Annotated in this window: 13 protein-coding genes; 9 read left to right on the forward strand and 4 right to left on the reverse strand. The window is 68.8% G+C overall.

The window, feature by feature from the left end:
* Nucleotides 1–10 precede the first annotated feature (10 nt).
* The gene (locus ACGFIS_RS29435; protein ID WP_392973251.1) at nucleotides 11–1,285 is read right to left on the reverse strand and encodes an acetyl-CoA carboxylase biotin carboxylase subunit family protein; all 1,275 of its coding nucleotides are present in this window, start codon (nucleotides 1,283–1,285) and stop codon (nucleotides 11–13) included.
* Nucleotides 1,286–1,483: 198 nt separating this feature from the next.
* Between ACGFIS_RS29435 and ACGFIS_RS29440 the strand changes: the two genes are divergently transcribed.
* Nucleotides 1,484–3,040, forward strand: coding sequence for a cellulose binding domain-containing protein (locus ACGFIS_RS29440; RefSeq protein WP_392906432.1), 1,557 nt, complete (start codon nucleotides 1,484–1,486; stop codon nucleotides 3,038–3,040).
* 142 nt (nucleotides 3,041–3,182) lie between these two features.
* A complete protein-coding gene (locus ACGFIS_RS29445; RefSeq protein ID WP_392906433.1) occupies nucleotides 3,183–4,013 on the forward strand; it encodes a TIGR03620 family F420-dependent LLM class oxidoreductase in 831 nt (276 codons plus the stop codon).
* Nucleotides 4,014–4,020: 7 nt separating this feature from the next.
* Here ACGFIS_RS29445 and ACGFIS_RS29450 read toward each other — a convergent pair whose 3' ends face one another.
* Nucleotides 4,021–5,496 carry a DUF222 domain-containing protein gene (locus ACGFIS_RS29450; RefSeq protein WP_392973253.1) on the reverse strand — a complete coding sequence of 492 codons (1,476 nt, stop codon included), beginning with the start codon at nucleotides 5,494–5,496 and terminating at the stop codon, nucleotides 4,021–4,023.
* A 993-nt stretch (nucleotides 5,497–6,489) separates the two neighbouring features.
* Between ACGFIS_RS29450 and ACGFIS_RS29455 the strand changes: the two genes are divergently transcribed.
* The 5 genes from ACGFIS_RS29455 (at nucleotide 6,490) to ACGFIS_RS29475 (ending at nucleotide 10,974) form a co-directional block, all read left to right on the forward strand.
* The gene (locus ACGFIS_RS29455) at nucleotides 6,490–7,380 is read left to right on the forward strand and encodes a phosphorothioated DNA-binding restriction endonuclease (protein WP_392973255.1); all 891 of its coding nucleotides are present in this window, start codon (nucleotides 6,490–6,492) and stop codon (nucleotides 7,378–7,380) included.
* 267 nt (nucleotides 7,381–7,647) lie between these two features.
* Complete coding sequence (locus tag ACGFIS_RS29460) at nucleotides 7,648–9,477, forward strand: chitinase (protein ID WP_392906437.1); 1,830 nt, start codon at nucleotides 7,648–7,650, stop codon at nucleotides 9,475–9,477.
* A gap of 97 nt (nucleotides 9,478–9,574) precedes the next feature.
* Nucleotides 9,575–10,438 (forward strand): lytic polysaccharide monooxygenase, encoded by an 864-nt coding sequence (locus ACGFIS_RS29465; RefSeq protein ID WP_392973257.1) that lies wholly within the window; start codon nucleotides 9,575–9,577, stop codon nucleotides 10,436–10,438.
* Between the two features lie 24 nt (nucleotides 10,439–10,462).
* Entirely contained in the window at nucleotides 10,463–10,651 is a 189-nt protein-coding gene (locus tag ACGFIS_RS29470; protein ID WP_392906441.1) for a hypothetical protein, read from the forward strand.
* Nucleotides 10,648–10,974: a DUF305 domain-containing protein gene (locus ACGFIS_RS29475; RefSeq protein WP_392906442.1), complete on the forward strand. Its 327-nt coding sequence runs from the start codon at nucleotides 10,648–10,650 to the stop codon at nucleotides 10,972–10,974. Before ACGFIS_RS29470 ends, ACGFIS_RS29475 begins: the two co-directional genes overlap by 4 nt.
* Here ACGFIS_RS29475 and ACGFIS_RS29480 read toward each other — a convergent pair.
* A complete protein-coding gene (locus ACGFIS_RS29480) occupies nucleotides 10,886–11,536 on the reverse strand; it encodes a nitroreductase family protein (protein ID WP_392906443.1) in 651 nt (216 codons plus the stop codon). The two genes, ACGFIS_RS29475 and ACGFIS_RS29480, sit on opposite strands and share 89 nt — an antisense overlap.
* A gap of 140 nt (nucleotides 11,537–11,676) precedes the next feature.
* Here ACGFIS_RS29480 and ACGFIS_RS29485 point away from each other — a divergent pair, with 140 nt between their 5' ends.
* Nucleotides 11,677–12,222: a NuoB/complex I 20 kDa subunit family protein gene (locus tag ACGFIS_RS29485; protein ID WP_392906445.1), complete on the forward strand. Its 546-nt coding sequence runs from the start codon at nucleotides 11,677–11,679 to the stop codon at nucleotides 12,220–12,222.
* Between the two features lie 167 nt (nucleotides 12,223–12,389).
* Here the strand turns inward: ACGFIS_RS29485 and ACGFIS_RS29490 are convergent, their stop codons facing one another.
* Entirely contained in the window at nucleotides 12,390–13,007 is a 618-nt protein-coding gene (locus tag ACGFIS_RS29490) for a TetR/AcrR family transcriptional regulator (RefSeq protein WP_392973259.1), read from the reverse strand.
* 103 nt (nucleotides 13,008–13,110) lie between these two features.
* Between ACGFIS_RS29490 and ACGFIS_RS29495 the strand changes: the two genes are divergently transcribed.
* Nucleotides 13,111–14,382 (forward strand): acyltransferase family protein, encoded by a 1,272-nt coding sequence (locus tag ACGFIS_RS29495; RefSeq protein WP_392906448.1) that lies wholly within the window; start codon nucleotides 13,111–13,113, stop codon nucleotides 14,380–14,382.
* The last annotated feature ends 17 nt before the right edge of the window (nucleotides 14,383–14,399 follow it).

Here is a 14,399-nt window from a genome sequence, read left to right on the forward strand (position 1 = left end):
GCCGGATCGTCTACTCGTCGACCTCGAACTTCAGGGCTGCCAGACACTGCTCGTAACGGGCTTCCAGTTCGGCCTGGTTCGCGGCGCCCATGAAGACGCGGCCCAGCTCGTAGCTGTAGCTGTCCTGCAGGGGCAGTTCGGACAACCGGTCACCGGGCTCCGCGGCGATCTTCACGATCGTGCCCGGAAGGTCCCGCTCGACCGCCGCGATCTCGTCCGCGGAGGGGACGCGCCGGACGACGCCGTCGGTGAACCGCCGGATGAACCATTTGGCGGCCACGTTGTACTCGCCTCCGCCCGAGGGCCGGAGTTCGGGGTCGAGTCCCAGCGCGAGCCGCACCATGTACTGGTGGTTGGGGACGCCGTCCACGTACTCGAACAGCGGGGCGTGCGACTGGGAGTGCCGGGGGTTGATCTCCAGGAGGTTGATCGCGTCGTTCTCGCGATCCCAGAAGTACTCGATGTTGAACGTCGTGGAGTCGAGCCCGATGCGCCTGATCACGCGCTCGGTGATGCCGGTCATGCGTTCGAGGACCTCGCCGGGCAGCGAGGACGGGTACTGGTAGCGCAGGAAGCTCGGCTTGCCGGGGTAGTCGATGGAGTCGACGACGCCGTAGACGCGCACCTCGCCGCCGAAGCTGCAGCCCTCGACCGTCACTTGGGCGCCCGAGATCGCCTCTTCGGCCATGCAGGCCGTACCGCCGACCTCGCCGATCTCCGGCGGCAGGTCGAGCCGGGCCAGGACGGCCTCGAACGGCCTGCCGAGCTGGTCGATGCCCTCGCGGATCTCGGCGACGGCCCGGCCGAACTCGTCCGGGTCCCTGACCAGGAACGCCAGCGCCGCCGACGTCGACTTCACCGGTTTGAGCCACATCGGGTAGCGCAGCCCCGGCGGCGGCCGCGCCTCGTCGGCTTCCAGATCGACCAGCCCGAACGGGGGATGCTCGTCGATCACCGTGCGCTGCTCGATGCGGCTCCAGTACTTGTGCTCGCACTTCACGATGGATTCGAGGGTCGGGCTGCGCAGCCCGTACCGGGCGCACAGGACGGGGACCATCGTCGTGATCGGGAAGTCCCAGAACCCGATGATCGCGTCGATCCGCCCGTCGAAGGCGTCCAGCTCCGACTCCGCCTTCGCCAGCAGCCGGTCGAAGTCGATCTCGCCGTGCTGCATCTCCTCAAGCGACATCAGCGGGTGGAAACGGTATTGCGCGAGGTGAGGGAGTTCTCGGAGCATCCGGAGGTTCAGGTCGTCCAGGCCGAGCACGAACACGTTCTGCGGCATGCATCCTCCAGTCCTGCCGATTCAGGGCTGCGTACCCCATACGGCGTCCCTAAACGGGCCGCCTCCGCGGGGCTTGCCGGACGGCGCAGAGGCCGGTTAAGGTTCACCAATTAACAGGAAGGTTTCCTATCAAATAGAGGCGCACCACTCGGGGTTCGGGGGATTCCCGCCGTCCACATCTCCGTCCCGGGAGCGACATTGAGAAGACCACTCCCCGCCCTCCTGCTCACGGCCCTCTGCTCACTCGTCCTCGCCCTGCTCTCCCCGATCCCGGCGAACGCCGCGTCGGTGACGGCGACGTTCGCCAAGTCCGCCGACTGGGGGTCGGGCTACGAGGCCAAGTACACGATCAAGAACGACACCGGCTCCGCGATCTCCTCGTGGACCGTGGAGTTCGACCTCCCATCCGGTTCGTCCGTCGGAACCTACTGGGACGCCCTGCTCACCGAGTCAGGGCAGCACGCCGCATTCACCAACCGCTCCTACAACGGAACCGTCGCGGCAGGCGCGACGGTCTCGTTCGGGTTCATCGTCACCGGTTCCGGTTCACCCCAGAACTGCACCATCAACGGCACGTCCTGCACCGGCGGAGACGACGGCGAACCCGGTGCTCCCTCCACCCCCGGCGCCCCGACCGTGACCGCCCGGACGGACGACGCACTGACGCTCTCATGGTCCGCGTCGTCCGGCACGGTCGACGGTTACCGCGTCTACGAGGGCTCCGCCGTCCGCGCCACCGTGTCCGGTACGAGCGCCACCATCACCGGGCTGGCCGCCTGCTCCGACCACACCTACACGGTCAAGGCGTACAACTCCGCCGGCGAATCCGCCGCGAGCGGCCCGGCCACCGCCACCACGACAGGCTGCACCACACCGGACGTCACCAAGCACGCCGCGCCCTACCTCTACATGGGCTGGGGCAACCCGCCGAGCCCGTCCACGGTCATGAACGCGACGGGGATCAAGTGGTTCACGATGGCGTTCATCCTGTCCGGTGGCGGCTGCAGCCCGGCATGGGACGGCACCCGTCCCCTCCAGGGCGGTGTGGACGCGCAGAGCATCGCGCAGATCCGCGCGGCCGGCGGTGACGTCCTGCCGTCCATCGGCGGCTGGTCCGGCAACAAGCTGGGCCCGAACTGCGCCACACCCGAGGCTCTCGCCGGTGCGTACCAGCAGGTCATCGACGCCTACGACCTCAAGGCCATCGACATCGACATCGAGAACAGCGACGAGTTCGAGAACGCCACCGTCCAGGACCGCATCCTGAACGCCCTCAAGATCGTCAAGCGGAACAACCCAGGCATCCAGACGATCCTGACGTTCGGCACCGGAACCGCCGGGCCGAACTACTGGGGCACCCGCCTCATCGACCGCGCCGCCGAACTCCAGGCCGACGTGGACATATTCACCATCATGCCGTTCAACTTCGGCGGCGGCTCCGACATGTACGGCAGCACCGTCAGCGCGTCCGAGGGCCTGAGGAACGCACTGAAGTCGGCGTTCGGATGGTCGGACGCGACCGCCTACTCGCACATGGGGATCTCCGGCATGAACGGCCTGTCGGACCAGCAGGAGGTCACGTCCGCGGCCGCCTGGACCCAGATCCGCGACTGGGCCGCCTCGCACGGCCTGTCCCGCCTGGCGTACTGGTCGGTCAACCGTGACCGTCCCTGCCCCGGCGGCGGCGTCACGTCCAACTGCAGTGGCATCGACCAGCAGGAATGGGAGTTCACCAGAATCACCGCAGGCTTCTGACCCTCCGCCCCAGCGGCCCGCGTCCCCCCTCCGCCGGGACGCGGGCCGCACCACGGCCGAGATGCGGGTTGACCTCAAGTTAAGTTGAGAACCTACCGTCGCATTCGTTCGACGAAGAACCCGACCTTGGGGGCGACGACAGATGACACGGCTCGACCTTGGACCCATCGGTGTGACCCTGGACGTGCGCGCCGACGGCGGCCACCTCAAGGACGCCGCCATGCTGGAGAGCCTCGGCTACTCGACGCTCTGGATCGCCGGCGGACAGCTGGCGACCCTGGACCCGCTGCGGGACGTCATCCGGGCGACCGAGAAGATTCCCGTCGGCAGCGCGATCATCCCCGCCTGGGGGTACACGCCCGAAGACGTGGCGGCATTGCACCGCGACCTCGACGCCACCGATCCGGGACGCCTGATCACCGGGCTGGGCGGGGCGCACGGCGACCGCCCGCTGCACACCATGAACGCCTACCTCGACAGCCTGGACGCCGCCGACCCGCCCGTCCCCGCCGGCGCCCGGATGCTGTCGGCGCTGGGCCCGCGCATGCTGGAGCTGTCCCGCGACCGCGCGTCCGGCGCGATACCGCTCCTGGTCACCCCGGAGTACACCGCACAAGCCCGGCACATCCTCGGCGCCGAGGCGACCCTGGCCGTCATGGAGTACGTCGTCCTGGAAAGCGACCCGCAGCTGGCCAGGGACACGGTCCGGGAGCCCGTCGGTTTCCTGACCCGGGTCGGCGGCTACCCGCAGAACCTGCGGCGGATGGGCTTCGCCGACGAGGACATCACCGGGACGAGCGACCGCCTGCTCGACGGCCTGGTCGCCTGGGGCGACATCGACACCGTCGCCGCCCGCGTGACCCGCCACCTCGACGCGGGCGCCGACCAGGTCGTGCTCGCGGTATCTCCAACGGACCCGAACGCCGTCCCCCACGCAGAGTGGCGCACCCTGGCGAACGCCCTCATCGACTGACCCGCGCCTACTGCCGGTCGGGGCGGATGATGTACCAGGCGCCGGACGGGGTGGTCCAGATCAGCAAGCCGGGCCAGATGTGGTGGAGTGTCCAGCCCGGGGTTTGTTTGAGCCGGTGATGTCGTCGGCAGAGTGGCGCCAGGTTGCAGCGGCAGGTGATTCCGGGTCGCCAGGGCACCGTGTGGTCGAGGTCGCAGCGGTGTGATGGCTGGTTGCAGGTGGGGTAGACGCAGGTGGCGTGGCGCTCTTGGATTTCTCGCCGGAGGTTGTCGGGTGGCCGGTGGCCGGGTCTTCCGTGTCGTGCGGCGTCTGCTTGGCAGAGGGTGTCGCGTTGTGGGGCGAGCCGGTCGTTGAGCTGGTGTATCGCCCGGTTGACGGCGGCGGGCATGTCCGCCGGGCGGGTGCGGTCGCGTAGGTGGGTGAGGCGCCGGTGAACCATCGCCAGTACTTCCGGCAGGCCCGGGTCGTGGTCGGGGGTGGTGGTCGGGGTGGCGTCACCGGCTGCCGTGCCCGTCCGGAGACCGGTGTCCGCCGTTGCAGGCTCGTTCGCCGTCCTGTGTTGGGGTGCTCGGCTGGTCTTGGGTCCTTGGTGGTTGCCCGCTGCGCGGTGCCTGGTTTGGCGGTGGGTGGTTTGGGTGAGGAGGGTGCGGGTGGCGGCGGGGAGGTCGGTGCCGTGCAGGAGTTGGGTGGCCAGGTCGGCGCGGATGAGGTGCAGGGGTCGGGTGTCGCCGTCTTTTTTGAGGCCGTGTGCGGCGGCGGTGATTTTGTTGAAGATGCCGTGGGCGTCTTCGGGTGCCAGGTCGCAGAGTGCCAGGTCGGTGGTGCCGGTTGCGGTGTCCCACAACTCCAGGCGGCGTTGCCGGACGGCTTGTTGTTTGCGTTCCTCGGCCGCCTCGGGGGCCAGGCGGTGCACGATCCGCTTGATGCGGCGGCGGAGTTGCCCGGTGGTCTGGGTGGGCGCCTTGTCCAGCGCGGCGGTTTGGACGTGTTGGGTGATCTGGTCGGGTAGGGAGTCGGTGGTGTCGCAGATGACGCGGGCTTTGGCCATGTCGATCCGGCCGGTTTCCAGGGCCGCGCCGGTGTCGGCGAGTGGGCCGGTCAGTTGTTGGGCGAGGTGGACCAGGGTCGCGGCGGTGTTGCCGGTGACGGTCAGCGCGGCGGCGATTTCTTCGGTGACCGCTTCACGCGCGGGCAGGGTCCGGTAGTCGCCGCCGCCGTCGGGTCCGGTGGTGGTGGTTTCGGTGGTGGTGCGGCGTTGGGTGAGTTCGGCGATGGCGGCGAGTTCGCGGGCTTGGGCCCAGGAGGTTTGGCGGCGGGCGGCGGCTGCGACCTGTAGTAGTTCGTCATCGGTCAGGTCGGCCAGGTGTTGTTTCCCGCCGGATAGGCAGATGGCCAGTTGCGGGCCGGGCGGGAACCATTCCCGGTCTTCCCATTCACGGGCGCCGGCGACAATGTTGGGGCCTTCGATGATTTCGAGGGGCATGGACACGGGGGTTCACCTCCCAACACCAAAATCCGTTACCCGTCATTCTATGGGAAGATCGCGGCAATGCCGGTGGGCAATCCGGACACGCCACATTACTGTCACCGCATTTCTTCCGCCCCCGGCCAGGCCAACCCGGGAAAGGGAGGACGTTTTTTTGTGGGCGGTGGTCGTCCAACGGCCGGTGGTGGCTGAGCACGGTTTTATCGGGGCAGGGTGGTTGCTGCGGGTGGGTGGTTGAGGTGGCCCCGGCGGCTCGGCCGCCCCGGTCGCCCGCTCGGCGTCGCCGATCGCTTGTGCCGCGCGGAGCGCGGCGTCCTGGCAGCCCTGCGCCAACCCGCAGAAGAACACCCTTCCCCGACCGCTACCGCAACCAACGTGACAGCAACCGGCGACAAAGACAAACGAGCGCACCCACCTTCGGAAGGCCACCCCAGCCCCCACCCACCGCAACCACACTGAAACCGGGAAAAGAAGAACCCCAGGCACGCGCACATCAGAGGGAAAGCCCGGATCCCATCAAGGGCCGGGGTTCCGGTAGTTAGTTTTTCGGCCATCGGCACCGTGAAGCCGATCATCGTCTACGTCCGTCCGGGGTGCCATCTCCGGTGAGAGCGACGGCTTAAGCAGGTCGACCGCACTGAGGCGGGGAATCTTGAGCGCCGGCGGCGGGCGTCAGCGGCTCCGGCGCGCGAGGCGGGACCTCAACCGTGGCCGCCGACCACCCGCTGAGGTGAGAGCACCCTCTCCATCGCGATTTCTCCCGCAAAGGGTGACCCTGTGAACGGTGACCGGTGGGCGGTGACCAGTGGACGGTGGACGGTGAACGTCCCCGCCGCGATCAAGACCAGTCTTCGACGAGTCGCCGAGGCAACCCTCCTATGACGCCTCGACAACCCTGCATACGACGTCCGTCCGGATTAAGGTTTGGCCGTGGACTGGGTTGAGCGGGCATGAGCTGGGTTGAGCGGGCATGAGCTGGGTTGAGCGGGCATGAGCTGGGTTGAGCGGGTAACACGCGTCCGCCGATACTCGCGCAATGGGGAGCGTGCCCCGCACAAGCCTCTATTGCTGCTGTACGCCCTCGGCCGGTTCCGGAGTGAGGGGCCGCGAGCGATCGAGTTCTCTGCGGCGGAGCAGGATCTGGGTCGGCTGCTTCAGGAGTTCGGGCCGCCCCGGGCGACCAGTCCGGGCTACCCGTTTCACCATCTGACCAATGACGACCGCCTTTGGGAGGTCACGACCGCTGGTGGCGCGGGCAGCCCGGGTCCCAATGTGGGCACGTTGAGGAATCTGCGTGCCAGCGGACGGCTGCATCCCGCCCTCACTGCCGCGCTCGCCGAGGATTCGGCGCTGCTGCCCCAATTGGTGCGGGCTCTGCTCGATGCCAACTTCGCGCCGTCGCTGCATGCCGACATCTGCCACATGGTCGGTTTGGATCTGGAGGACGCCGAACTTCCGTCCGGGGTGCGCGACGAGTTCGGCCATCGTGACCCGGCTTTTCGGCCTGAGGTGCTGGAGGCTTACGAGTACTGCTGTGCCTTCTGCGGTTACGACGGCTGGCTGAGTGGTGTCGCGGTCGGCCTGGATGCCGCGCATGTGCGGTGGCGGACGTATGGCGGTCCCGACGATCTGAGCAACGGGATCTGCCTCTGCGCGCTCCATCATCGGCTTTTCGATCGGGGTGTCGTCGGCCTGGCCGATGACCGCACCATCAACGTGTCGCGCAAGTACATTGGACGCGCCACGGCGTCCCGGAGTCTGGTCCTTGACCTGGTGGGACGGGCTGCACGGGAACCACAGGCGGGGTTGGCCCCGGTGGAGCACCAGCACATCGAATGGCATACCAGGCAGGTCTTCCGCAGCCCCGCCCGCGCAGCATAATTGGCGAGTATTGCCATTCGAGGACCGTTTATTCGGCCATAGGTGCCGATTTTCAAGACCGTTCCCGCTGGTTCGGCGTTCAACCTGGAGTGGTTGCCCGGCGCCGCCATCCCCTCACGGGACGAAGGGTTGCCCAGGTCACAGCCACTGGTTACGGTGCATTCAAACTGACAGGAAACCTTCCTAACTATTACTCCTTCGCACCTCGACGGCTTCGCCGAGACCGTCCGCCCGCACCTGGACAACCTTCCGTTGGAGGAACCCGTCATGAAGAGACTCTGGGGCCTGGCGGACGCCCACACCCGGACACACCGCCGCAGACGAGACGACACGAAGAGGCTCTCGATCTTGGCGGTCGTCGTCGCCGGGCTTCTGGTTGCGATCACGAGCCCGGCGCACGCGGAGAACGTACTGGTCAACGCCGGTTTCGAGAGCGGGTCGCTCTCAGGCTGGTCCTGCTCGGGCGGCGGGTCAGCGGTGACCAGCCCGGTGCGGACGGGTTCGTACGCGCTCGCGGGCGATGTGACCGCGGGTGACCCGGGGCAGTGCACACAAACGGTGAACGTCCAGCCCGGCACCGCCTATGACCTGTCCGCCTGGGTGCGCGGTAGTTACGTTTACCTGGGAGTGATCGGCGGGACGTCCACCTGGACGCCGTCCGCCTCGGACTTCACCGAGTTGTCGGTCTCGTTCACGACCGGCGCGGACCAGACGTCCGCGCAGATCTACCTGCACGGTTGGTACGGAACCGGAAAGTACTACGCGGACGACGTCGTCCTGGACGGTCCCGGCGGCGGACCCCGGCCGGGAGTGCCGGGAACGCCCGGAACACCCGGGGCAGGGACCGTCACCGACAGCTCCGTCACCCTGTCGTGGACCCCCGCCACCGGAACCGTCACCGGTTACCGCGTCTACGAAGGCTCCGCCGTACGAGCCACCGTGACCGGGACGAGCACCACCATCTCGAACCTGACCGAATGCAGTTCACACAGTTACACCGTCGCCGCCTACAACGACGTCGGCGAGTCGCCCAAGTCCGAGCCGGTCAACGCCCGGACGACCGGCTGCACCGACGCCGGGCTTCCCAAGCACGCCCTCATCGGCTATCTGCACGCGAGCTTCGCCAACGGCTCCGGGTACGTGCGGATGGCCGACGTCCCGGATGCGTGGGACATCATCGACCTCGCCTTCGGTGAGCCGACGTCACCCACGTCCGGCGACATCCGCTTCACCCGCTGCCCGGTGAGCGAATGCCCGAACGCGGAGAGCGAAGCCGAGTTCACCGCGGCCATCCGCGCCAAGCAGGCACAGGGCAAGAAGGTGCTGATCTCGATCGGCGGCGCGAACGGGCAGGTGCAGCTCACCACCACCGCCGCACGGGACGCGTTCGTCCGGTCCGTGTCGGAGATCATCGACCGCTACGGCCTCGACGGCCTCGACATCGACTTCGAAGGCCACTCCCTTTACCTCAGCGCGGGTGACACCGACTTCCGCAACCCCACCACGCCGGTGATCGTGAACCTGATCTCCGCGCTGAAGACGCTCAAAGCCAGGTACGGGGACGACTTCGTCCTGACGATGGCGCCCGAGACGTTCTTCGTGCAGGTCGGCCACCAGTTCTACGGCGGTTCCAGCGCCGGCGACAACCGGACGGGCGCCTACCTGCCCGTGATCCACGCGATGCGCGACGACCTGACCGTCCTGCACGTCCAGGACTACAACTCCGGACCCGTGATGGGACTGGACGGCCAGTACCACACCATGGGCGGCGCCGATTTCCACATCGCGATGACCGACATGGTGAAGGCCGGGTTCCCGGTCGCGAACACCGGTCATGCGTTCCCCGGCCTGCGTCCCGACCAGATCGGCGTCGGCCTGCCCGCCGCCGTCAGCGCGGGTAACGGGCACACCCCGCCGGCCCAGGTGCATCAGGCGCTGACCTGCCTGGTCAAAGGCCAGGAATGCGGTTCGTACACGCTCCGCGGCGGCGCCTCCCCGGGGCTGCGCGGGCTGATGACCTGGTCGATCAACTGGGACCGCTACTACGGCTGGGAGTTCATGAACAGCCACGACCCCTTCCTCAACGCCCTCCCCTGAGAACTCCCCGAGGCGACCCCGGCAACCCGACCCGGGGCCCGGTGAACCTGGCGAACTCAGCGATTTCGGCGAACCCACCCCCACCGGAAGGAAGTCAATGAGATCCGCCCGCTCGAAGGCCGCCGCCGTGGCGGTCACCGTGCCGGCCGCGTCGGTGCTGGTCGTGCTCGGCACCGCGACCGCCGCCAGCGCGCACGGCACCATGTCCGACCCGCCGAGCCGCGTCTACGTCTGCAAGGACGAGGGCCCGGAGAGCCCCGACTCCGACGCGTGCAAGGCCGCCGTCGCCGCCGGCGGCACCCAGGCGTTCTACGACTGGAACGAGGTGTCGCTGCTGAACGCCGGCGGCCGCCACCAGGAGATCATCCCGGACGGCCAGTTGTGCAGCGCCGGACGGGCGAAGTACCGCGGCCTGGACCTGCGGCGCACCGACTGGCCCGCGACCCCGATGTCGTCCGGCCCGCAGACGATCACGTACCACGCGACCGCCCCGCACGGGAACAGCAACTTCGAGTTCTACATCACCCGCGAGGGTTGGGACCCGTCGCAGCCACTGCGCTGGTCGGACCTGGTCCACGTCCGGACGTTCACCCATCAGAACCCCACCACGTTCACCAACTGGACGATCAACATCCCGCCGCGGACGGGCAGGCACGTCCTGTACTCGATCTGGCAGCGGGTCGTGGGCAGCGAGGAGGCGTTCTACACCTGCTCGGACGTCGACTTCGGAGGATCGACTCCCCCCACCGACCCACCAACGGACCCGCCCACGGACCCGCCGACCGACCCACCAACAGACCCGCCGACCGATCCGCCGAGCGGTACCTGGGCCGCAGGGACGGCCTACACCGCGGGCGACCAGGTGACCTACAACGGCGAGACCTACGAGTGCCTGCAGTCGCACACCGCACTCGCCGGCTGGGAACCCTCCGCCACCCCCGCCCTCTGGCGACAGCTGTGACCCGTCCGCGATGACGTCCACGCCATGAAGCGGCGGGTCGTGAAGGGCGCGGCACTGGCCATTCTCGCCGTGTGCGTCCTGCTCGTGTCCGTGCAGTGCGGAGCCGCCGGCGGTTCACCGGGCGGCGGCTCCGCGGCGCGGGGTGGACGCGGGTTCAACGCCACCGACGTGATGTTCCTGCAGATGATGCTCCCCACCAGGAGCAGGGCGTGAAGCTGGCCCGGCTGGCGCGGCGGCATCCCGTCCGTCCCGAGGTCAGGACGCTGGCCTCGGCGATCGAGGCCACCCAGGTCGCCGAGGCGAAGCGGATGCAGGAGCGGCTGCGTGCATGGCGCCGGCCGCCGCGGGGGCGGGCGCACGAGCACGCGGCGCACGGCGGCATGCCGGAGACCACCGATGCCGAACTGGCGGCGCTGAAGCGGCCGCCGTCGCCGCACGTGCTGCCGGTCACCAGCGGTCGAGGTGCAGGACCTCGTCGAGTGGAACGCGCGGGGCGGGACGGAAGGTGTCGCCCGTGTAGTAGGCGGTCGGGATGAGCGCGCCCTGCCTCACGTTCCCGGGCAGGCCGAGCAGTTCCGCCACTTCGTTCTCGTACGTGAGATGCAGCGAGGTCCATGCGGTGCCGAGCCCGCGTGCCCGCGCGGCGAGAGCGTAGTTCCACGCGGCGGGCAGCAGCGAGCCCCACAGGCCGGCCTGGTTGCCGGCGGGGAGGTGCCCGCCGTGCAGCCGCAGGCACGGGATCACCAGGACGGGCACATCTCCCATGTGTTCGGCCAGGTAGGCGGCGCTGTCGCCGACGCGGCGCTGCACCTCGGCGCGTTCGGGGTCGTTCTGGTAGAGCGAGACGGCCGTGCCGCCGGACTGGGCGTAGGAGGCGAACGCCCGCCGGTAGTACTCGCCGATCGCCGCGCGGACCTCCGGGTCGGTGACGACGATCCACTGCCAGCCCTGCCGGTTGCTCCCGCTCGGGGCCTGCAGCGCGATCTCCAGGCATTCGCGGACGAGTTCCAGAGGCACGGGCCGCTCCAGGTCGAGGCGTTTGCGCACCGTGCGGGTCGTGGTCAGCAGTTCGTCCGGGCCGAGCGGCAGTGTCGTCATGATCCCCATGGTGCCGCAGCCGCCGTCCCGCCCGCCCGACCACCCCCCGCCGTACCGCCGGCGCCGTTTGGACCATGTGGTCCATTTCACACACATAGACCTTTGGACCAGGTGGTCCATTCTTCGGTATCGTCACCGCCATGGGACTTGAGGAACAGCTTCCCAGCGGATTCCTGCTGACCACCGTGGAGAAGTTCGCGGGCTGGGCGCGGTCCAGTTCGATGTGGCCCATGACCTTCGGGCTGGCCTGCTGCTCGATGGAGCTGATGGACGTCGGCATGCCGCGCCACGATTTCGCCCGCTGGGGAATGGAACGCGCGTCGGCCACGCCCCGGCAGGCCGACCTGATGATCGTCGCGGGCCGGGTGAGCCAGAAGATGGCGCCCGTGCTGCGGCGTCTCTATGACCAGATGACCGAGCCGAAATGGGTCATCGCGATGGGCGTGTGCGCCTCGTCCGGCGGCATGTTCAACAACTACGCGATCGTGCAGGGCGTCGACCACATCGTGCCGGTGGACTTCTATGTTCCCGGCTGCCCGCCCCGGCCCGAAATGCTGCTGGACGCGGTCCTCAAGCTGCACGACCGGATTCAGAACGACACTCTCGGCGCCCACCGGAAGGCCGAGATCACCGAACTGGAGAACCGGGCCGCCTCGCACCGGCGCCCGTCGAGGATCGTCCCGTAGCCGAGGATCGACCTGTAGCCAAGGATCGTCCCGTAGCCAAGGATCGTCCCGTAGCCAAGGATCGTCCCGTAGCCAAGGATCGGCCGGAACCGGGATCGTCCCGTAGCCGGGATCGTCCAGCGGCCGCCCATCGCGGGGGCCGTCCTGCGCCCGGCCCGTAGTGCGGCTCAGCGAGAGGCGAGGAGTCCGCGGAGCAGGTCGATCTGCAGGTGCGCGAGCCGCTGCCCCTCCGCGATATCGGTCTCCTCGAGATGCCGGAGCGCCCACGCGTTGATCGTCCACAGCGTCGCGAGGGTCAGTTCGCCCTGCAGGGACGGGGGCAGGTCGTCGCGGACGGCGCCGGCCGCGCGCCCGGCGGCGAGCGCCCGGCCTAGCCAGTCGTCGATCCCGCGCTTGACCCGGGCGAGGGAGCCGTCGTCGCCGGCCGGCGCGTCCGGGACGTAGAACAGCCGCCAGAAGTCGATGAGCCGGCAGTCCACCGCGGCGGCGCCCATCAGGTCGTCCGACATCCGCGTGACCTCGGCCCAGAAGCCGGGGACGGCGAGCGAGTCCGGATCGGGCACCTTCACGGCGTCGCGCAGTTCGCCCGTGAGGCCGTTCACGACCGCGTCGAACAGCGCTTCTTTCGACTCGTAGTAGTGGTAGAAGGAGCTTTTGCTCATTCCGCAGGATCGAATGATGCGGTTCAGCGACGCGTGGCCGAACCCGTGGCGCACGAACTCCTCCATTGCGAAACCGAGCAGTTCACGGCGCCGTTCGGGCGGCAGCACGGCTTTGGATCCCACGCAGAGGAGCATAGCCCGGGTGACGGAACATCACGCGGCGACGGGTGTGGGTGATCTTGCTAGTTCCGCCGCACCATCGTGCCGACCCACCTAGTCTGTCGGGATGGGTGCTGCTTCGGGTGTTTCCACCTCTGTGTCCCGACTTGGGTGGCTTGATGCACTTCGCGGAGGGGCGGCCCTGGCGGTGGCGCTGCACCACGCGAGCTATGTGTACCTGCCCTCACTGCGGACCCGACTCGCCGACTGGTTCGACCCCGGCACGTACGGGGTACTCGTGTTCTTCCTGGTCAGCGGGTATATCGTGCCGGCGTCGCTGGAGCGTCGGGGAAGCGTGCGAGGTTTCTGGATCGGGCGGTTCTTCCGCATCTACCCGCTGCTGGCCGTCGCCTGCTTCCTGGCGGTGCTCCCGTTCCTGCTGGGCGTGCTCGGGCTGCGGGCCGGCCTGGAGCGCTACTCCCCCGCGACCGCCGTCCTGGCGCACATGACGATGCTGCAGGACCTCCTGAACGTCCCCAACGCGATGAACGTGCTGTGGACGCTGTCGTACGAGATGGCGTTCTACCTGCTGATCGTCGCGCTGTTCGTGGTGGGCGGGCACCGCCGGTCGGCACCGGTCGCCACCGTCCTCACGGTGGTCGCGCTGGTCGCGGTCGCACTGACGGCGAGCGGGCTGCTGACGGGCGTGTACGCGCCGTCCGCCCTGCTGTCGCGGACGGCGGGGACCGGCGCCGTGGTCGCGGTGACCGCGGCGGCCCTGATCGTCGCGATCGCTGCGGCCATGTCGAAGCGTCAAGCGCCGCGCCTGGCCGGCGGGCTCCTCGGCGGGCTGCTCGCCCTCGTGCTGGTGACGGTGAACGGCCGCGTCGGCGCGTGGGAGGGCGCGATCATGCTGGCGATCATGTTCATGGGCACGGCCGTCCACCGCGCCGAGCACGGCCAGATCACCCGGCGCGCGTGCGCCGTGACCGCGGTCGTCGTCCTGGTGGGGGCGGTCGCCGCCGGGACCTGGCATGCCGCGCCCCACGGACGGCCCGCGCAGCTCGTCTGGTGCGGGGCGGTGGTGCTGGCGGCGGCCACGTTCGCGGCGGCGTGGCGGCTCCGGGACCGGCGGTTCCCCCGCTGGGCGACCGGCCTCGGGACGATCAGCTTCTCGGTGTACCTGCTGCATCCGCTGCTGCTGATGGTGGCGGCGCAGTTCCTCGACATCTCCGGGCGCGAGGACGTGGTGGGCCTGGCGTTCTTCCTCCTGGTGCTGCTGGCGGTGAGCTGGGCGTCGCACCGCTGGATCGAGGAGCCCGCGCAACGTCTGGGACGCCGATTCACGCGTCCCGCCCGGCCGGCCACGCGAGCGCAGCCACAAGTGCTCACCCCGTAACCATGCGGGTTTGCTCG

Source organism: Spirillospora sp. NPDC048824 (assembly GCF_043198455.1).
GTDB lineage: Bacteria > Actinomycetota > Actinomycetes > Streptosporangiales > Streptosporangiaceae > Spirillospora.